Source organism: Bacillus sp. AY18-3 (genome assembly GCF_008042305.1).
Classification (GTDB): Bacteria; Bacillota; Bacilli; order Bacillales; family Bacillaceae_G; genus Bacillus_A; species Bacillus_A wiedmannii.
In genome coordinates, this window is the sequence record NZ_QKQR01000030.1 from 128,937 (window position 1) to 148,285 (window position 19,349).

Annotated in this window: 22 protein-coding genes and 1 pseudogene; 8 read left to right on the forward strand and 15 right to left on the reverse strand. The window is 33.1% G+C overall.

Annotation, left to right across the window (positions count from 1 at the left end; all coding sequences use genetic code 11):
* Positions 1-158: 158 nt before the first annotated feature.
* Entirely contained in the window at positions 159-938 is a 780-nt protein-coding gene (locus tag DM800_RS23325) for a BC_2878 family exosporium-associated protein (RefSeq protein WP_147787688.1), read from the reverse strand.
* A 223-nt stretch (positions 939-1,161) separates the two neighbouring features.
* Between DM800_RS23325 and DM800_RS23330 the strand changes: the two genes are divergently transcribed.
* Positions 1,162-1,482 (forward strand): hypothetical protein, encoded by a 321-nt coding sequence (locus DM800_RS23330; RefSeq protein WP_064449455.1) that lies wholly within the window; start codon positions 1,162-1,164, stop codon positions 1,480-1,482.
* Positions 1,483-1,536: 54 nt separating this feature from the next.
* Here the strand turns inward: DM800_RS23330 and DM800_RS23335 are convergent, their stop codons facing one another.
* The 5 genes from DM800_RS23335 to DM800_RS23355 form a co-directional block, all read right to left on the reverse strand.
* Entirely contained in the window at positions 1,537-3,072 is a 1,536-nt protein-coding gene (locus DM800_RS23335) for an MDR family MFS transporter (protein WP_147787689.1), read from the reverse strand.
* A gap of 23 nt (positions 3,073-3,095) precedes the next feature.
* Entirely contained in the window at positions 3,096-3,803 is a 708-nt protein-coding gene (locus DM800_RS23340) for a cytoplasmic protein (RefSeq protein WP_048560762.1), read from the reverse strand.
* An 18-nt stretch (positions 3,804-3,821) separates the two neighbouring features.
* Entirely contained in the window at positions 3,822-4,532 is a 711-nt protein-coding gene (locus DM800_RS23345) for a bactofilin family protein (protein WP_098150888.1), read from the reverse strand.
* A 13-nt stretch (positions 4,533-4,545) separates the two neighbouring features.
* Positions 4,546-5,169, reverse strand: coding sequence for a YhbD family protein (locus DM800_RS23350; protein ID WP_060487111.1), 624 nt, complete (start codon positions 5,167-5,169; stop codon positions 4,546-4,548).
* 156 nt (positions 5,170-5,325) lie between these two features.
* On the reverse strand, positions 5,326-7,062 hold the full coding sequence (locus DM800_RS23355) for an ABC transporter substrate-binding protein (RefSeq protein ID WP_147787690.1): 1,737 nt from the start codon (positions 7,060-7,062) through the stop codon (positions 5,326-5,328).
* 101 nt (positions 7,063-7,163) lie between these two features.
* Between DM800_RS23355 and DM800_RS23360 the strand changes: the two genes are divergently transcribed.
* Entirely contained in the window at positions 7,164-8,390 is a 1,227-nt protein-coding gene (locus tag DM800_RS23360; protein WP_147787691.1) for an MDR family MFS transporter, read from the forward strand.
* Between the two features lie 79 nt (positions 8,391-8,469).
* Here the strand turns inward: DM800_RS23360 and DM800_RS23365 are convergent, their stop codons facing one another.
* The 9 genes from DM800_RS23365 to DM800_RS23405 form a co-directional block, all read right to left on the reverse strand.
* Positions 8,470-9,138 (reverse strand): YjgB family protein, encoded by a 669-nt coding sequence (locus tag DM800_RS23365; protein WP_147787692.1) that lies wholly within the window; start codon positions 9,136-9,138, stop codon positions 8,470-8,472.
* Between the two features lie 16 nt (positions 9,139-9,154).
* Positions 9,155-10,012, reverse strand: a complete 858-nt coding sequence (locus DM800_RS23370) for a gluzincin family metallopeptidase (RefSeq protein ID WP_147787693.1) — start codon at positions 10,010-10,012, stop codon at positions 9,155-9,157.
* 107 nt (positions 10,013-10,119) lie between these two features.
* The gene (locus tag DM800_RS23375; RefSeq protein ID WP_137014773.1) at positions 10,120-10,617 is read right to left on the reverse strand and encodes a hypothetical protein; all 498 of its coding nucleotides are present in this window, start codon (positions 10,615-10,617) and stop codon (positions 10,120-10,122) included.
* Between the two features lie 125 nt (positions 10,618-10,742).
* Entirely contained in the window at positions 10,743-11,138 is a 396-nt protein-coding gene (locus tag DM800_RS23380; RefSeq protein ID WP_000847587.1) for a hypothetical protein, read from the reverse strand.
* Between the two features lie 77 nt (positions 11,139-11,215).
* A complete protein-coding gene (locus tag DM800_RS23385) occupies positions 11,216-11,458 on the reverse strand; it encodes a GlsB/YeaQ/YmgE family stress response membrane protein (RefSeq protein WP_000638305.1) in 243 nt (80 codons plus the stop codon).
* Between the two features lie 172 nt (positions 11,459-11,630).
* Positions 11,631-12,596 (reverse strand): nucleoside hydrolase, encoded by a 966-nt coding sequence (locus DM800_RS23390; RefSeq protein WP_087983800.1) that lies wholly within the window; start codon positions 12,594-12,596, stop codon positions 11,631-11,633.
* Between the two features lie 77 nt (positions 12,597-12,673).
* Positions 12,674-12,862 (reverse strand): DUF3970 family protein, encoded by a 189-nt coding sequence (locus tag DM800_RS23395; RefSeq protein WP_000621879.1) that lies wholly within the window; start codon positions 12,860-12,862, stop codon positions 12,674-12,676.
* A 69-nt stretch (positions 12,863-12,931) separates the two neighbouring features.
* Positions 12,932-13,717, reverse strand: a complete 786-nt coding sequence (locus DM800_RS23400) for a class I SAM-dependent methyltransferase (protein ID WP_147787694.1) — start codon at positions 13,715-13,717, stop codon at positions 12,932-12,934.
* A 196-nt stretch (positions 13,718-13,913) separates the two neighbouring features.
* A complete protein-coding gene (locus DM800_RS23405; RefSeq protein WP_060487118.1) occupies positions 13,914-14,282 on the reverse strand; it encodes a hypothetical protein in 369 nt (122 codons plus the stop codon).
* 518 nt (positions 14,283-14,800) lie between these two features.
* On the opposite strand from DM800_RS23405, the gene DM800_RS23410 reads away from it, so the two are divergent.
* The 6 genes and pseudogenes from DM800_RS23410 (at position 14,801) to DM800_RS23435 (ending at position 19,264) form a co-directional block, all read left to right on the forward strand.
* Positions 14,801-14,953: a YqbF domain-containing protein gene (locus tag DM800_RS23410; protein ID WP_071680000.1), complete on the forward strand. Its 153-nt coding sequence runs from the start codon at positions 14,801-14,803 to the stop codon at positions 14,951-14,953.
* Between the two features lie 290 nt (positions 14,954-15,243).
* Complete coding sequence (locus DM800_RS23415; RefSeq protein ID WP_000269247.1) at positions 15,244-16,446, forward strand: MFS transporter; 1,203 nt, start codon at positions 15,244-15,246, stop codon at positions 16,444-16,446.
* A 165-nt stretch (positions 16,447-16,611) separates the two neighbouring features.
* Positions 16,612-16,898, forward strand: a pseudogene (locus DM800_RS23420) (hypothetical protein).
* Positions 16,899-17,068: 170 nt separating this feature from the next.
* On the forward strand, positions 17,069-17,431 hold the full coding sequence (locus tag DM800_RS23425) for a hypothetical protein (RefSeq protein WP_061673347.1): 363 nt from the start codon (positions 17,069-17,071) through the stop codon (positions 17,429-17,431).
* Positions 17,432-17,609: 178 nt separating this feature from the next.
* Positions 17,610-18,809 (forward strand): LL-diaminopimelate aminotransferase, encoded by a 1,200-nt coding sequence (locus DM800_RS23430; RefSeq protein WP_142310746.1) that lies wholly within the window; start codon positions 17,610-17,612, stop codon positions 18,807-18,809.
* Positions 18,810-18,865: 56 nt separating this feature from the next.
* Positions 18,866-19,264, forward strand: coding sequence for a 3-hydroxyacyl-ACP dehydratase FabZ family protein (locus DM800_RS23435; protein WP_087983795.1), 399 nt, complete (start codon positions 18,866-18,868; stop codon positions 19,262-19,264).
* Positions 19,265-19,349 lie beyond the last annotated feature (85 nt).

The following is a 19,349-nucleotide window of genomic DNA, read 5'->3' on the forward strand; positions in this document are numbered from 1 at the left end:
TCATAAATATAAAATTATTATAACATTTCATCAAAAAGTAAATGACTTCCTAGTGTATAGGTTTATAGATAATATACTTAATAATAATTCACAATCTATAATCTTTTATTATGTAAAAACCCTCAACATTAGTCTAAGGGTTCATTTAAATATATATGTTATAACTCATTCTTATAAAGAAATGATTCTGTTGCCCCGTTTTTATATACTTTAGTCACTTGAACAACTGATGTGTACGCATTATCGTCATTCGATATCATCTTTCTCATCTCTTCTATCTCGGTATTACCAGCTCCACTCTCAATTTTCAAACAGTTCGATATGTTGAGGTATCCACTCGATGCGAAAAGAATAATAAACGTAAGATCAGGGAAATTAATGAACAGTATTCCAAACTTTAAAGGGTTCGTAGCCGTATCAGATAATACTAGTCGGAAACTTAATAATTCAGGCACTTGAACAAAATCTTTAGAAACAATTGCTTCACCTATTATAGTAATTTGCTTTACTATATTTCCCATCTCATCTATAAACTCAGTACAACTAGGTGCATCAATTGTTTTTGCTTGAAGTGATAAATTCAATTCTGGATTGTGAAAGTCAAAAAAGAGTGTACTTCCTTCGGTTAAACATTGCGGACAAATATTTCCAAGTAGACTAAAATCCTCTTCAATAAATTTAACTTTCGTTTTACAACTACAAACTTTTCCTATTCGAATTGCATCAATCTTAGAGCAATCTACAAAAATAACCTCATTGTCCTCTTGTACGAAGGATACGATACCATTCCTCTTATTAAATGAAAGAAAATAAGATACAACAATTTCATTTCCTGCTATTACAATACTCTCAACTTTAGTATACGGTTCAAGACTTTGTAAAAATTCACATATACTATTTTGGCAACATCCACAATCACGTTTCGGCTCACAATCCACTTACACTCCATCCCTTCCCAATATGTTTTTATCTAATACATATAATATGAGCGGAGTATAAAAAAAGCTTGGACAATATAACTTTAACGTAAGAATTCACACTAAGTATAAGGAATAACACATAATTTTTACTATAAATACATATAACAATTTCATCTTTCATGAAAAAAACGTTATAATAAGGTGTAGCCTCTACGATTACGTTATAAAGGAGATTAAAACAATGGCTAAAATTAAAGTATACCAAGCAAAAGAAGAAAATATGGAAGCAGTAAAGAACATCATTGATGTCGAGGAACAAAACCCAACTGCTGAAAACTTACAAAATCTATATGCATGTGTATTAGAAACAGAAGATATGGCATTGCCTGAATCATACATTGAAGAAGATATCTTAATTGATTCTATGGAAGTTATGGTTAACGCTTCTCAAAACAAACTAAGAGACTTAGGTGCATACGATGTTATCGAAGTTCAAAACAAAGGTAAGAAAACACAAATTTTATTATTAGCAGACGAAGAATACGAAATTATCGAAGGCTAATCTAAATCTGTACATACGAAAAAGCTCCTTTCCAATTGGAAAGGAGCTTTTTCATTACGCTTTTGATGTTTCACTCTTTTTATACGTTTGTTTTTTCTTAATTACCATACGCTCGTTTCCCATAAAGAAAATAAATATGAATGCTAGACCTGCTGGTACTAATGCCCACATAAATGTTTGAACAATGGAGCTAGAAAGAGCGTCAATAATTTTATCTAATATGTGCGGCGGGATTTGAGATCTTGCCGATTCTGATAGAATCGCTCTTGAATCTCCTAAAGCGTTTGTATTCATTCCTCCGCTCATACCTTTAAAAGCTTCTTCTAATTGATCTTGGAAACCTGTTCTTTGAATCATTCCGAAGATTGTAATACCTAGTGTCATTCCTAATGAACGAATGAAATTACTCGTTGAAGTTGCAGATCCACGCTGTTCCATACCGAAGTTGTGAATAGCTGCCATACTTAGTACAGAGAATGAGAAACCTACTCCAAATCCAATGATAATCATATAAAACGTTAATAATATTCGACTTGTTTCTGGCGTTAATGTGCTTAATAAAAATAGTCCAATTAGCATAATAACAGCAGAAATAATCATAATGTTTCGGTAGCTAAGCTTCGTCGTTAAAAATCCACCTAACTGCGCTGTTACGACTGATCCTAACATCATCGGTAAAAGTAATAATCCTGAGTTTGTTGCAGTGCCACCGTATACACCTTGAATGAATAACGGTATGTATACAGTTGCTGACATGAACGCAGCACCGTAACATAATGCAATAATGGTACTCATTCCGAATAAACGTTGTTTAAACATTTCAAATGAAATGATTGGTTCTTCTACTTTACGTTCAATAAAAATAAATGCAATAATTAAAATAGCGAATCCGCCAAATAAACTTAATATAAAGTTAGAATCCCAATCATACTTTTGTCCACCTAGTTCTAAAGCAAACATTAGCGAAACTACTGCACCAACTAAAGTAATTGCGCCAAACCAATCAATTTTTTGCTTTCTATGAACTCGTGATTCTTTATAAAAGAATGTAATAAAAATAAGTGCTAAAACGCCAAGCGGTAAGTTAATGTAAAATACCCAGTGCCAGCTTATGTAATCTGTAATATACGCACCAAGCAGCGGACCAAAAATACTTGATAAACCAAATACTGCTCCGAATAATCCACCCATTTTCCCGCGCTTTTCAGGAGGGAAAATATCAAAAACGATAGTAAACGCGATCGGCACTAATGCCCCGCCGCCAATACCTTGAATGGCACGATAAATACCTAACTGTGTAATATTTTCAGCAGTACCACAAAGTGCCGAACCAATCATAAAGACGATTAAACCGAAAATAAAGAATCTCTTTCTACCATACATATCTGATAGTTTTCCGAATATCGGCATACCTGCCATTTCTGCGACCATATAGGCAGAAACGACCCATACAAAGTTTTCAAGGCCTCCTAAGTCACCAACAATCGTTCCCATCGCTGTTACGACAATGGTATTGTCCATTGATGCCATTAAAATACCTAGCAATAAGCCTGCCACAACAAAGCCGAGCTTATTATTCTTCTCAACCATAAACTTGCTCTCCCTCGTACTACTTATATTTGTTTATGTTCTTTTACAACTGCATTACCTTTTTGATTAAAACTAGTATGATATTCTACAACACTAATTTCACATCCTGGACCAATGGTAACGTTATTTCCTCGTACTACTTCAGCAATCGTATGCTCTAAATAAATTTCATCTCCTTCAATGATAGACGTTTGGAGGCTTCCAGCATGACTTGTAAATGGAATAAATCTCGCTTTTTTACGAACGGTAATCTTTTTACCGCCGATTTCTCTCACTTTGCTGCCTTCATAACGAAGTGAAATTTCAATATTTTCAGCATTAAGTAATCCATCACTTTCAAGGCCACCAGTTAGTGATAGTTCTTCAACTTCAATATCTCCTTTCACATTTAAAGCGCCTTTCACATCTACGAAATCACCAGTAAACTTCCCTTTAACTTCTATCATACCTCTTACTTTCGTTTTTTCAATATGGGCATCACTATTCATTTGTGTATTTCCGTATACTTTTACATATTCCGCATCTACATTTCCTTGTACTTCACTATCTCCATACACGACATAATTTTTCACTTTCATATTACCGCGCACTTCACTCGTGCCGTACGTTTTAAATTCATTACAACTCATATCATTAGAAATCGTTCCTTCACCGCGAATCTTCACTTTGTTATAATCCCCACCTGCTGAACTACCAGAACCATTAACAGTAAGACTATGTTGATCTTCCATATTACTTTCTCCCTTCCATTAAATCTGCTTCATTTCTTTTACATTTGCGCTTTTATCAACAGTAAGAACACCCGTATATTCGATCAGTTCAATCTCACAGTTAGCTCCTACTGTAACATTGTTTCCTCTTACCGTTTTTATGTGAGCATAATCAATATCGATATTGTCACCTTCTAATAGTTCAGCCTCTAATTGCATACCAAATACTGATTTAAACAGTCTACTAAAAGTACTTAGTCTATGTTTTACTTTAATCGTTTGACCACCAATTTCTTTCGCTCGACATGTACCGTGAATATTAATATTTATTTCATCGGCGCTTAATAATCCACCAATTGTAAATTGTCCTTCTGAAGAAAAAGTATCCACTTCACAATTCCCATCAATCGTTGCTTGACCGTTGATTTTAAATTCTTCTCCAGTTACATTTCCACCTACTGTACCTTTTCCTGCAATTTTTAAACTGTTTGCCTTCACATCTTGCGTAATTGTTGCTTTCCCATCAATTCGCATCGTTTCCGCAATAACTGTACCATCAACTTTACCTGATCCACTAATTCTTGCATTGCTACTTTTCAAATTTCCAGTAACAGCACCATATCCGTTACATTCAAATTGGTCACATTCAATATTTCCATTAACAGTCCCTTTTCCATTTAATTGCACTTTATGAAACTCGCCGCCATTCGATGAACCGTAACCATTTATAATCAAATTATCTGTACGCATACTTTCTCCTCCACTACAACAGTTTCGTTTTTAATGCTTCGGTATATTTCATAATCGCTTCGCGTAAAACAATTTTGGTACCTTTTTCAAAAATTAAATCGTCCACATTTGAAACTAAGAAACATGTAGAAATCCCTAACTTTCGGACGATGATTAAGTCACAAGTTTTATGCTTAATCGCTTCATAATTTTCACGTAAAACTTGCAAGACCATTTTTCCTTCTTCTAAACTAATCTCTCCCGATTGTAGTAACTCTTCTAACATATACACATAAAGAATATCTACAAATTGAAACTCTGTTGTTTTATTCGTTTGTTCTATGAAGAATTGTAAAACTGGCTCTGATGCAATTCCTTTACGTATGACGTCTTCTTTTGTTAAAAGAATTTCTCTAACACTCGGTGAAAACATATTTGCTAGTTCATCAAGTGATAAATCTTCTTTCATCGTTTGGATTTTATCAATACGCTCTAATATCTTTTCTTTCGGAAAAAATGTCTCTTGACCCGTGAATGTTGACTTTCGTACAAACCAATCTTCCGGTATTAAATTTTTTCTTTTCCACCTATATAACTGTCCGTATGAAATACCAGTTAGTTCTAATAAATCTTTTTTTGAAATTAAATCTGTACTCAACTGTATAACACTCCTTCCTGATAACAATGTAACATAACACTGTTACGCTGTAAATAGACTTTTATCATAAGTGGCGTAACAGTGTGTAAAAAAACTGTTTCACACACAAAAACAGGGTTTTTATGCATCCTATAAATGCGTAAAAACCCTTATATATCAACATGTAAACCATATTTCATAAAAATCAATCCATCCTTGTGAATTAATCATTATATTTTGTACTTTTTCATGAGAAGTTACTTGTTGTTTGTTACGGTATAAAGGAATAATATGAATATGACGTAACAAAGTGTCCTCAATATCGCGTAACAATGTAACTCTATTCTCTAATTGTTCTTGTTTAAAATATGGGAACAACGTTTTATGAAAGTCCATACTGCTTTGCCCATGAATAAAACTGTTTTTTGTCAGATACATATAAAGCAGACTATCTTCTATTCGCTCGCTAATTGTTGCACTATCATGCATCATATCAGCCTTTTGTATCGTACTCATTTCTAATAAATCTTCTATTTCAAGAAAATTAGTTTCTACATAAATCCCGTACTTCGCACACTCTTTTTGTATCCATTGTGCATCTTCAACGTGATCTCGTCCTGTAAATGTATAAAGTTGTAGCACTTCATTATGATATTTACTTCTCTTAATTAAACTTTCTATATCTTCCTCAATTTCTACTATGCTTTCATTTGCTAATATTAGTTTCTTTGCCACTTCTCCGCGTTCTCCGCCGAGTTCTCGAACAACTTTATCGCCATGAATAATTTGATGTAGCGCCTTTCGAAGTAGCTCATCTTGCATTGGCCCTTCTTTTACAAGATTGCACGTTACATATGTTACGTTCGATTCAAGCCGAGAAATTTCTTTATTATGTTTTTCTTTATCTTTATACTGCGCCTTTACTAACACGTCATATGTATTTACACTTTGCTCCACATTCAACAGTTCAATTCGATCAAGGAAAGGTCTTTCGCGATAATATAAATCATGTGCTTCTAGTACAAATAAATATGCATTCTTCTCTCGTAATGTAAAAGGCCCAGTACCAATGAAGTTTCCTGTTTCATCTTCATGTACGATAGAACACTGTTCTGCACTAAGCATATGTAAAAACATCCTATTTTCTGCATGTAATTGAATTTCAACAACACATTCATCCACTGCACGGACGCTTTCAACATGTTGTAACATCCATGCGTGTGGGTTGTTTTCAGTTTTCATAAATCGATTCAATGAATGGATAACATCATGTGCAGTAAGTCGTTTTCCATTATGAAGATAAATGCCTTTTCTTAAATGAAATGTCCAAACCTTGTCAGCGTCATTATATTGCCAGTGAAAAGCAAGTCTTGGCTCTATACAATTTGTTTCCTCATTCACATATACGAGTGTATCAAAAATATGTTTAACCATATGACATTCTGAGCGCATCGTAGCGTAAACTGGATCTAAAGCGATGTCCAGGTTCATTTGTACTTGTAAACGAAGTACGTCTTTTCTTCCTTCAGGTGTCCGTTCTATTTGATGACCAAATATGGAATCTACCCAAGCTTCATACTCTTTCTTTACTAATGGAAATTGTGAGCTGTAGCGTTCCACAAATGAGATTCCACTTTTCACATCCCCTTTTTTCGTTAGTTCTTTTCCTCTGTCTAAAATTAATATCATCGGTTGCTTTTGAAATATTAATTTAGAGCGATTCCCTCTCCCCCGCCCTGGAAACCAAGCGATCCAATTTAACTCTTCTAATTTTTTTATTATTAATTTACTATTACGCTCCGTACAAAATAATGTTTCTGCTATCATTTGTACGGTAACTTCTAATTGTTCTCCTTCTTGTCTCCCTTTACCATAGGCACACCATAGTTCAATATATTGATTTAAAATAAACATCATAATCCCCCTAAAAGGTGAAAAATAACCCCTTTTGTTTCTACCCTTTTTCCACTTCTCCTTTCATCTTATCATTTCAATATAGAAAGGAGGAATTAATATTGAACAATCTCATACTACGTTATAATAAACCCATTATTATTAGACTGTGCGGCGAATTATTAACCCGAACGACTGAATCTATGTTAGCTCTCATTATGATTATTTACGTTAATAAAATGTTAAACGGTAATATAATAATAACTATGCTCATTTTCGGACTACAACCTCTATCAGACATTGTATTTACACTTATTGCTGGGGGAGTTACTGATAAATATGGGCGAAAGAAAATTATGTTGCTCGGATTATTGCTACAAGGCGTTGCAATCGGCAGCTTCGTCTTTGCTCAATCTGTTTTTATATTTGCATTGTTATACATCATAAATGGGGTTGGCCGTTCCTTATATATTCCCGCTCAACGTGCACAAATTGCTGATTTAACAAAACAAAAACAACAAGCAGAAATTTTTGCTCTTTTGCATACAATGGCTGCAATTGGTTCCGTAATCGGTCCAATAATTGGTACTATCTTTTATCGTACGCACCCTGAATATTTATTTATAATGCAAAGCATTACACTTATGATATATGCAGTCGTTGTTTGGACGCAGCTTCCAGAAACTGCTCCAGCACTTACAACGCCAAAGCAAAAACTTGAAGTAACATCTCCAAAACAATTTGTACACAAACATTACGCCGTTTTGGGACTTATGATTTCTACAATTCCTATTAGCTTTTTTTATGCTCAAACTGAGACAAATTATCGCATTTTCGCTAAAGATATATTTCCAGATTTCGTATTCATACTCGCTTTTATTTCAACATGCAAGGCTATTATGGAAATCATTCTACAAATTTTCCTCGTGAAATGGTCTGAACGATTTTCTATGGCGAAAATTATTCTTATTTCTTACACCTGCTTTACGATAGCTGCAATTGGCTACGGATTTTCAGCAACAATCTCGTCACTATTTTTCACATTACTCTTTTTAGTCATTGGGGAAAGTATTGCTTTAAACCATTTACTTCGATTCGTTTCAGAAATTGCTCCTACAGATAAACGTGGATTGTATTTTTCAATTTACGGGTTACATTGGGATATATCTCGAACGTGCGGTCCTGTACTTGGTGCGGTTTTATTAAGTAAACTAAACGGTAGTATGCTATTTTATATTTGTGCTTGTTTCTTAATAATTGGGGGCATTATTCAAGCTCTTTTTGTTCAAAATTTAGAGCGTAATAAAATAAAAAAAGATATTTCAGAACATACTCCCCATGTTTTATAGGCTGCGTCCCTCATCCTTTTAACAGTAAAAAGAAGGATGTCACAAAAGTCTCGATGACCTTTGTGACATCCTTTCTTTATTACCCTGCCATTTTATTAATACTATCTTCTGGTGAAAATACCGAAATATGATTTACCTTACCAGTCGATTCTGGAATAATGAATTTCAGCTCAAACTGATTGTTTACTTTATATACATATATTTTATCTTCCCCATTTACCTTAACAGAAGTTGGTTTTCCTAATGCTTTCTCTATTTCTTGTAATGTAATTGATTTTAGCTCTGCATGATAGGAGCGTACATCAAAAACTTGTGATCCTTTATTAAAACCGAAGCTAACATTTTTATTTGTAAAGGTAGCGTACATTCCGTTACCTGCTTGTTCTGTTTTATCTGCTTTCCCCCACGCTTTTTCTATTTCTTCAATATCTCCTGTATGAGCTGCGAACGGAACATTAGGTACTTTTCCTTCTTTCGCTAGTTCAAACAAATCTTTAATGTGGTTAATTGATTTTTGATTGATTACTGTATCTTTCGTGCTTGAATCTGTCTTTGGTTTTGCTGATCCTTCATTATTTGATTTTGCTTCAGGCTCTTTCTTTTCTTCAGAAGAATTATTTTGTTCGTTTTTACTATTTTCAGAGGTTGGGTTTGTTTCCTTTTTTTCGTCTGTCCCTTTACATGCTACTAATGCCAATAGGCATGTAAAAGCGAGAAATAACATAGCTATCTTTACATACACTTTCATACATTTCAGCCCCCTATTATAATCTTATTCCTTTCGATAACCAATCCATTACGCTACTTTTCAAATTATATTTGTTCCAAAAAATAAATGCTTCACTTTCTCCTAGTGCTTGTACAACATCCTCTACAAAAGCTGTTCCTAAAAAATAACCAATTCGGTTGTATCCAAAGTATTGTCCGCCAGATAACCGGAACCACTCTTTCTCTTTTTCGAACGTCCATCCTTCTATATAATCTTCCAAAAAACGATTCTTTATTTGTTTTTCATTTTCTATATAGCATTGTAACCAACGTTCACCATCATTGTTATATGAGTAGTACACTGATTCATTTACGCCTTTTATAATTTGCTTTGATAAATATGTTGCAACACCTTCACGATACAAAGTAACTGCCGCGTCAGTCCACTCAGCTTTTGTCCAATCCATTTCATCATTTTGTAACATAACATTATGATATATATGTCCTATTTCGTGAGCGACAATAACACGAAGGTGATTTACATCTGGAGATAATTTTTCTGCCGCAAAAAAGATGTCTCCAATAATTTCCCTTTCTACAAATGCATTAGAGCCAAAAGCTCCAACAAATAAATGAAACTTCATATTTACATCAAAGTTATAATTATTATGATATTCATTCGTTATCTCTTGAATAATAATCGGTAATGTTTCTGCAATGATATGAATACCTTCTATTTTTGCGGGATATTGTTTAATGGCAGTAGAAAGACGTTCTCTCGTATGTGGACAATGATACTTAAAGTATTCTTCAAATATCTCTGGATGCGAAATGAAATATTGGTTAAGAACTTCTAATTCTACATTATCACTTTCCCATACTTTCAAAAAACTTGGAATTGTATTATTTATCATTTTTCCCATCTCCTTATATATCCCTTCTCGTCATATACACCGCAATCCTTCCTGAAACGTAGAAAAAGCAACAAAGAGGGATGAGCCTTCCTTGTTGCTTTTTCTGTTTAATCAAACCATTTATCACCATCAGAAATCCATTTACCATTATGCAAATCATAACATTCATCATCGTCATGAAAACTAACGTAAGATGGTAATTTTACATTCATACTACCAGCTTTATTCCAGCATTCCGCAAACCATTCTACTATAGCTTTCGTTCCAATTTCAGATAACTTCGCATCATTTTTTTCATAAAAACCCCAGAACTCATCAGATTCTTCATCACTAAACGTATAATATGTAATGTCATCCATTACATTATAACTACCAGAAAAAATTCTTTTATCAGTCCCTTCATAAAAAACTTCATTCGCTTCTCCATCCATTGAAAACATAACGATAGACAATTCAAATGACTGAACAAAAACTGTAAAATCTAATAAATCTATTTCTTTATAATAATTAAGCTGTGTTGTCGCTTTTAAACTTTCAATCAAATCCGAGGATTTTGCTTCGAGCCCATTTACTAAAGAATTTTTATAGTTCTCAATCGTAAACAAAGACTTCACTTCCTATTCATTTCATATAATTATCAAGATATATAAAATTATAGCAAACATTTTGTATATTTTGCTTAAGAAAATGAAAAAAGCTGCCCAAAAAGGACAGCTTTACATATGTATTTTTACACTTCGATTGACTTACCATCTTCAACAATATGATAAAGCAAGTGAGCTAAATGATGAATTGGGCCATACTCTTCCTCTTCTTCATCTGTTTCACCTTGGAACTCAAGATCATTTAAGTACAGTGCTAAAAATTGATAGTATAGTTTTAAATCAAATCCGTAGCACGCAGTTGGCTCTTCATGATCACCTTCGTATTGTAACATTAAGTATTGATCGTTTCCTTCTGCATCTTCTGCGTCAAAGAATACGAAGAATCCAACGTTTGTATCTAAATCAAATAGATGACGAGTGCCTTTTTCTGTTGCTTTGTTGAAGTCCTCTTCACTTAATTTATGTACTGTTGTCGCTTTAGCATTATCTTCTTGATGGAAATTTACTGTAAATGTTTTCAATGCTGACACCTCCTGATTGTATAATACTAGCATAACATATAAAAAGGACTGCTTACAAATGTAAACAGTCCTTACATTCATTTTCGCATTGCTCGTAATAAGAAGCTTACGATGAAAATTAAAACGATCGCACCGATTAAAGCTGGAATAATTGCATATCCACCAATGACTGGACCAAAACTACCAAGTAATTTCGAACCAATCCATGAACCGATAATACCAGCAATAATATTACCAATTACACCACCAGGTACGTCCTTTCCAGTAATTAAGCTCGCAAGCCATCCTAATATACCACCGACGATTAAAGACCAAATCATATGATAACCTCCTTTATATTTTACCAATCAAAATATAATTAGAAACAATTGCTTACCATTAGTTATGTTACATTTTTCAATAGTTATTCATACAGATCAACTATTAGATTATTTCAAAATAATGAACGGCCAGTTTTTCGACTCGAGGTTGATGTTATTCGTAATACACATATTAAGGACAGTCAGGCTTTAATATTGTCCGCATAAACTCTTCTTTAAATGCAGGATAGTCAAAACCAACTGCAATTTTTTGAATTGGTCTATTATCAAATGTTGTTGGCTCGGCTATTTTTCTAAAGTCTGCCACACTTTGTCCTCTTGTTACGTCATTTGTCGTACTGATCCAAACTGCTGACTTTTTATATTCAAAAATATCATCATTAATAAAGGAAATGAACGGAAGTAAATCGTGAATCGGACTTCCAGCAATACCCGGGTATTCTTTTTTATAAAAGTTCTCATAATAAAAATCGATCATCGGTTTAATAAGTTTCGCCTGTCCTGTTCCTTCTTTATTAATAATATCCACCATTTCAGGAGTAATGAGGGCTGCTTGCGTTACATTTAACGGATAAATAGTCGCATTTTTTGCGTACTTCATCACAATATTTGCGGCGATTGGATCCCCATAAAAATTAGCTTCTGATACAGGAGTAACGTTACCAGGAAATAAAAACGCACCGCCCATAATATAATATGAACATACCTTATCCATTACATTTGGATATAATAAAAATAACGTTGCCAATGTTGTTAAACGCCCTGTCGCTACGATAATAATATCTTCTGGACAAGGTTCAATTAATTTAATTAATTCACAAAAATTTTCCCGTTTACAAATCCTCATATCAGGTGGAATAATTGGGCCTAGGCCATGCTCCCCATGAATTTCGGGAAAGAACAATGGTTCTTCCGCTGTCATTGGTCTAGCTGCACCCTCAATGATTTTCACTTCTGTAGCATAGTATCTTTCTAAAAAATACACATTTTCTGTTACGATTTCTCGCGATACATTCCCATATTCAGCAACAATACCTATAATATCTAATTTACATGTTTTATTTGCATAAATTAACGCCACAGCATCGTCAATACCAAAGTCTCCAAAAAAGATGATTTTCTTTTTAACTATCCTCACCCCTCTTCAACATAATCTACTATTATTATTATGTAAAAAAGACAAGGCTGTGAAACAGTGCCAACTAAAAAAGCCGCCTATTTATTGGCGACTTCAATCTTTTTATATGATAAATATGCTAATACATTCTTACTTGAATCGTATTTTGGATTATTCCCTTTTCTCGGTTCTCTCATATGTGTTTTTTCAAATCCAGGAATGTCCGGCATTTTCTCCATAAATTCAAGCATTTCTTCTTCAGTTCCTTCAATACGTACGCGAATCATTATTACTTTTCCTCAATTCTCATTTTCTCTGTACTAAGTATAACGTACTTTGAAAAGACTGCAAGAAATTTATCTTTTTAATGTCGCGCTTTTTTTACATACAAACAATGCCATTTCAGTATAAAACGAATTTATTTTATTATTTTCAATTTGAATATTAAAGAATTCTTGCATTTCAACTGGTGTTTTCATCATACACTCTGTTAATTTCATACGTTTCAGCAAAGGTACATTCATCATATCGCACCACCAGTCAAATTCAAATTTCTTGTCAAAAGTAAGACATGACTGCATTTGCAAACCGTTTTTTTCTAACAAGGAAATCCAGTCTGTTTTTTTCAGCGCTCGTTCATGACTCGGATCCCGCTTTTTTTCTATAAAATTATAAAATGTATCGCATTCATTATTTTCCGGTGAAACATTATCTATTAAAATAAACAATCCATTATGTTCTAACGTACGATTTACTTCATATATAAACTGAGGTGGATTCGTAAAATGATGTGCTGCAATTCGGCACGTAATTGTATCAAAAAAACCATCAGCAAACGGTAAACTTTCAGCGTTTCCAGCAATAAAAGATACATTTTCATGTCCATTACTGATAATAAAATTTTTCGCATTCTCTAACATTTTTTCTGTTAAGTCTAAGGCAACTACTTCTTTAAACAATGGAGCTAATATATTCGCAACATGTCCACCGCCAGTAGCAATATCAAGAAGACGATTATTATGACGAGACTCAACTTGTTGAACTACATATTGTAAGTCTGGTCCATTAGCATGAATTTTACTTTTTACATATTTTTCAGCATTATTACCAAACTGTTGTTTCACAAGCTCTTCTTTACTCATTTTATCATCTGCTTTCTATTGTTATTTACATATAGGATTCATATAATAATTAAAGTTCTCTTTATGTATTTTCAAATCCTCTTTTCAGCTTACTTCTTATCATGCTTTCCTATCATCAATATAATATAAATTTTACGTTTTATTCCTAAACAAAAAAGGCTACGGAAACTTGTCCCCTAACCTGACTAAATATTTATTACATTTTTACTTTTTCATATACATCTATATAATATAAATCCTCTTTTAACTTCATAATAACGTCTACTTCGTTATAAGTAGCCTCACGAGCATGTAAACCAAATTGATCCATACCAATCCATATCCATCCAGGTGTATGCTGTAGAACATCTATGTTAAAATAATCTAATTTAATAAGCTCCGATTTTATAAATTTATCTTTATTAGCGATTTGTTTATCCATTAAGCCGTATTCTTTTCCATTTTCAAGTAGCGATATAATTTTCCCTAAAATCGGATGTTCACGTATAATAAAATGATATTCCCTTTCGTCTACATTCGCCATAATTAAACGAGAATTAGATAAATCTAATCCCAAACTCGGCATATTTATTTTAATCACCTCCAATATTGGTTTCATCTCCATCCTAACAAACAAATATTTAAATAATATTAATATAATGTAAAAATATAAAGGCTGATTTCCCTTCAGTAATCAGAATTTAAATTTTAATATCGATTAATATAATGTAAAAATATAAAGGCTGATTTCCCTTTAGAAATCAGCCTTTATATTTTTATATCGTTTCTTTTTCCTCATTATTTCTAGAAACTAAATTTCCAATAGCATCTGCCGTTACTTCAACTACAAATTCATACATACCTGCTACAACTTCTCCAATTACTTCATCCATCTTTTTTCCCCCTTATTTTATATAACTTATTTGTAGTATAGAAGAGATTGGTTATTTTTAACTATCGGAAAACGTGACAACAACATTACAGTTTTGTAATCTTTTGTAATTTGTTTAGTTTCTATCCTTTGAAACTCCAAGTATGATTAACAAGCATATAGGCCATCATAATATTAATTAAGTTCCAATTATGCTAGAGGAGGTGTGTAAAATATACTACGTAAAATTAATTAAAGGTCAATCATTCTATGCTTTTGATCATCGTTTCTTAATGTCTGAAGAAGAAGAGGTTTCCGAGAAAGTTTATAATTACTTACGTCGTAATGAATTTTTCGAAGTACGTAAAGAAGAATATTCGGCCTGATGTATTAAAAGCATCAAGAAAAATATCATTTAATAGTGATATTTTCTTGATGCTTTTATTTTATTTATCCTTAATTTCACTGAATATGTAATCATTGATTTTATACATTTCGACTTACTTGTTTCATCTATTAACACATCAAATTTTTAACAAATCAAAAAGATTGAAATCCACTCATGAAACACGTAATATAGACTCTGACTCTAAAAAAGTTCGTTATAAATTATACATAAAATAAGGAGGTTTTATATACGATTTTTTCATTTTAAAAGACGGAGAGGTTTTACATTATGTGGCGTAATAAAAATGTTTGGATTGTATTAATTGGGGAGTTTATTGCTGGTCTAGGGCTATGGCTTGGTATTCTTGGCAACCTTGAATTTATGCAAAAATATGTCCCTTCTGATTTCATGAAATCAGTTATATTATTTATCGGACTATTAGCTGGTGTACTAGTTGGTCCTATGGCTGGTCGTATTATCGATCAGTATGAAAAGAAAAAAGTTCTTCTTTATGCTGGGTTCGGTCGCGTTATTAGTGTTATTTTTATGTTTTTCGCTATCCAATTTGAAAGCATTGCCTTCATGATTGCATTTATGGTTGCTCTTCAAATTTCTGCAGCATTTTACTTCCCTGCATTACAATCTGTAATTCCACTCATCGTACGTGAGCATGAGTTATTACAGATGAACGGTGTACATATGAATGTAGGTACAATCGCTCGTATTGCAGGTACTTCACTAGGTGGAATTCTTTTAGTTGTAATGAGTTTACAGTATATGTATGCCTTCTCAATGGCAGCATACGCTTTATTATTCCTCTCAACTTTCTTCCTACAATTCGAAGATAAGAAATCAACAACACCAAGTAAACAAGCTGCGAAAGATAATAGCTTTATGGAAGTATTTCGTATTTTAAAAGGAATTCCTATTGCTTTTACAGCACTTATATTAAGTATTATCCCTCTATTATTTATAGCCGGATTTAATTTAATGGTAATCAACATTAGTGAAATGCAACATGATCCAACGATTAAAGGCTTTATATATACAATTGAAGGTGTCGCATTTATGTTAGGGGCCTTCGTTATTAAACGTTTATCTGACCATTTCAAACCTGAAAAATTATTATATTTCTTCGCTGTTTGTACCGCTTTTGCACACCTTTCCTTGTTCTTTAGCGATATAAAATGGATGTCTCTTACATCATTTGGTTTATTTGGTTTTAGTGTTGGTTGCTTCTTCCCTATTATGTCGACAATTTTCCAAACGAAAGTGGAAAAAAGCTATCATGGTCGTCTCTTCTCATTCCGTAATATGTTTGAGAGAGTTATGTTCCAAATTGTCTTACTCGGCACAGGCTTCTTCTTAGATACGATTGGATTGCAATATATGGTTCTCATTTTCGGTGTGATTTCATTATTAATTATTTTCATTTCATTATCTAAACAGAAACAATATGAAAAACAACCTTCGCAATCTGCGAATTTATAGCATAAATAAAGACGCATGGATCATATTAGATTAATCCATGCGTCTTTGTTATATAAAGCCTTATTTATTACGCTTATTATAATTATTTAAAGGAGTACCCTCTTTCACTTTCGAATACAGTATACTAACATGATATATACAGGAGGTGCGAAATTGTCTGATGGTATGCAGTTATTTAGTATCTTTATTTTTGTATTAGCTCTGTTTAGCATCATAAACTTTTTAGCAATTTCCTTATCTGGACATAACCTTAAAAGAAGAATTATCGCAGGTTTCATTTTTTTACTACTAACTCCTATTGTTTTTTTGCTACCGTAGCATTCGCTTCTATATTTGATAAAGCTGGATTTGGCGCAGGTGGGCTAGCCTTCATTGTTGCAATTATATATATTTTAAATGGGATAGTAATCCTATTTTCCTCTTTATTTTTCCTCAAAAGAGACATAACATAGGCTACTGTACTCGGCATGGATCTGACTTTACACTAGATTTATGCTTTTTCAATTCCGCCTAAATTTTTATGTGAAATTAAATAATTCTTTATAAAAATTTAAACTTTATTTATTACAATATTCGTATCGTATTCGCACGTTTATTAAAAATGAAAAGAAAGGAGTACAAAATGAAAAAGGTTCTATTAATTATTCCAATATTCATCGTTCTACTTAGCGGATGTAGCAATAATGATATATACGGTTCTTGGGAAGTCGTTGACAACAAAAATGGTCTTTGCCCTGCATCTTATAAATTTGAAACAGTTGTAAAAGAAGAAAAGAAAGAAAAAATTGTTCAATATTTAGTGGAGATGCAAACATCAAAGGAAAAAGAAGATTTATACAAAGGCTCATTTGTAAAGAATTCTAATGTATATCACATTGATTATGGTAACTCATTTACATCGGATCAAACTTTAAAAGTTGTCGATGGCAAATTAAATGTATACTTTTATGCAGTGGAAAAGTTATGTACATATAAAAAGAAATGATTACACTTCATATAAGACGCAGAAAATATTTTCTGCGTCTTATATGTTTCTCCTTATTATCCTCCCTCTAAATTTGTCAATCGTTTTAATTTTCATAAAAAAATGATAAAATGTAAACATGTGTTTTCAGAATAATTAAAAACGCAGAAAGAAAACACTGTTTTTAGGAGGGGTTTTGATGACTTACACGTTAGCAACTAGAATGAAAGCATTCCAATCTTCTATATTTAGTGAATTAGGGGCTTATAAAAAAGAAAAAATTGCAGCAGGTCACAAAATGATTGATTTAAGTATCGGGAATCCTGATATGCCGCCTGCTGACTTCGTAAGAGAAGAAATGGTACATACAGCAAGTGAAAAAGAAAGCTATGGATACACATTAAGTGGTATTCCAGAATTTCACGAAGCTGTAACTGAATATTACAACAACACTCATAACGTTAAATTAAATGCCGATAAAGAAGTTTTATTATTAATGGGTTCACAAGACGGACTCGTTCATTTACCTATGGTTTATGCAAATCCGGGAGATATTATATTAGTTCCGGATCCAGGATATACAGCTTATGAAACTGGAATTCAAATGGCTGGTGCAACATCTTACTACATGCCATTAAAGAAAGAAAATGATTTCTTACCTAACTTAGAGCTAATTCCTGAAGAAATTGCCGATCAAGCGAAGATGATGATTTTAAACTTCCCAGGGAATCCGGTCCCAGCAATGGCTCATGCAGATTTCTTTAAAGAGGTAATTGCATTCGCGAAAAAGCATAACATTATTGTTGTCCATGATTTTGCTTATGCTGAATTTTATTTTGATGGTAATAAACCAATTAGCTTCCTCTCTGTACCTGGTGCTAAAGAAGTTGGAGTAGAAATCAACTCTTTATCAAAAAGTTATAGTTTAGCAGGTAGCCGTATTGGATATATGATTGGAAACGAAGAAATTGTTCGTGCACTTACTCAATTTAAATCAAATACAGATTATGGTGTGTTTTTACCAATTCAAAAAGCGGCATCAGCGGCACTAAGAAATGGCGCTGCGTTTTGTGAGAAAAATCGCGGTATTTATCAAGAACGTAGAGATACTTTAGTTGATGGATTCCGAACATTTGGTTGGAATGTTGATAAACCAGCTGGTAGTATGTTCGTCTGGGCCGAAATTCCGAAAGGCTGGACTTCGATAGATTTCGCTTATGCATTAATGGATCGTGCGAATGTCGTTGTTACACCAGGTCATGCATTTGGACCTCATGGAGAAGGCTTTGTACGTATTGCACTTGTTCAAGATAAAGAAGTGTTACAACAAGTTGTTGAAAACATTAGAAATAGCGGTATTTTTTCTCTTGAAAAAGTAAATGAATTAGTTAAAAATTAATGATAACTCCCCTGCTTAACTGTAGCAGGGGTATTATTTATTGGAGGTACTTTCATATGCATATTCAAGACACTCTTCCTCATCGTTATCCTTTTTTAATGATTGATAAAGTAACAAATGTAAAACATGGTGAATCCGTTACGGGATATAAACTGATTTCAAATAATGAGTGGTTTATAAATGATAATCAAAAACATATGCCTCATATGTTAATTGTAGAAGCACTTGCTCAGCTTAGTGCATTTGTAAATACAAGTGACTCTGAAGGGCTAGGCTTCCTCTCTTCGTTGGATGGGGTTGAATTCCACGGAAACGCATATCCCGGTGATAAACTTGATTTACATTATAAGCTTACTCGCAATCGTCGAGGTTTTATTCTCGGTAAAGGTACTGCAACTATTAACGATCAGCCGATTGTAACTATAGAAAAGCTATTAATATATCAAGCAGAATAGAGACGATGTAATTCGTCAGGATATCTCCCTCCTACAAATTCGTCTCGCCAACATGAACAGAGTAAACAAATTACTTGGTTAGGAG

What these genes read in the sequence shown, in the direction of transcription:
- DM800_RS23340 (WP_048560762.1), bottom strand. Translation starts at nt 3,803, where the DNA reads ATGGAAGATCAACATAGTCTTACTGTTAATGGTTCTGGTAGTTCAGCA.
- DM800_RS23405 (WP_060487118.1), bottom strand. Translation starts at nt 14,282, where the DNA reads ATGCCGAGTTTGGGATTAGATTTATCTAATTCTCGTTTAATTATGGCG.
- DM800_RS23370 (WP_147787693.1), bottom strand. Translation starts at nt 10,012, where the DNA reads ATGATAAATAATACAATTCCAAGTTTTTTGAAAGTATGGGAAAGTGAT.
- DM800_RS23345 (WP_098150888.1), bottom strand. Translation starts at nt 4,532, where the DNA reads ATGCGTACAGATAATTTGATTATAAATGGTTACGGTTCATCGAATGGC.
- DM800_RS23335 (WP_147787689.1), bottom strand. Translation starts at nt 3,072, where the DNA reads ATGGTTGAGAAGAATAATAAGCTCGGCTTTGTTGTGGCAGGCTTATTG.
- DM800_RS23355 (WP_147787690.1), bottom strand. Translation starts at nt 7,062, where the DNA reads ATGTTTATTTTAAATCAATATATTGAACTATGGTGTGCCTATGGTAAA.
- DM800_RS23425 (WP_061673347.1), top strand. Translation starts at nt 17,069, where the DNA reads ATGAAAAAGGTTCTATTAATTATTCCAATATTCATCGTTCTACTTAGC.
- DM800_RS23365 (WP_147787692.1), bottom strand. Translation starts at nt 9,138, where the DNA reads ATGAAAGTGTATGTAAAGATAGCTATGTTATTTCTCGCTTTTACATGC.
- DM800_RS23330 (WP_064449455.1), top strand. Translation starts at nt 1,162, where the DNA reads ATGGCTAAAATTAAAGTATACCAAGCAAAAGAAGAAAATATGGAAGCA.
- DM800_RS23435 (WP_087983795.1), top strand. Translation starts at nt 18,866, where the DNA reads ATGCATATTCAAGACACTCTTCCTCATCGTTATCCTTTTTTAATGATT.
- DM800_RS23400 (WP_147787694.1), bottom strand. Translation starts at nt 13,717, where the DNA reads ATGAGTAAAGAAGAGCTTGTGAAACAACAGTTTGGTAATAATGCTGAA.
- DM800_RS23430 (WP_142310746.1), top strand. Translation starts at nt 17,610, where the DNA reads ATGACTTACACGTTAGCAACTAGAATGAAAGCATTCCAATCTTCTATA.
- DM800_RS23385 (WP_000638305.1), bottom strand. Translation starts at nt 11,458, where the DNA reads ATGATTTGGTCTTTAATCGTCGGTGGTATATTAGGATGGCTTGCGAGC.
- DM800_RS23415 (WP_000269247.1), top strand. Translation starts at nt 15,244, where the DNA reads ATGTGGCGTAATAAAAATGTTTGGATTGTATTAATTGGGGAGTTTATT.
- DM800_RS23395 (WP_000621879.1), bottom strand. Translation starts at nt 12,862, where the DNA reads ATGATTCGCGTACGTATTGAAGGAACTGAAGAAGAAATGCTTGAATTT.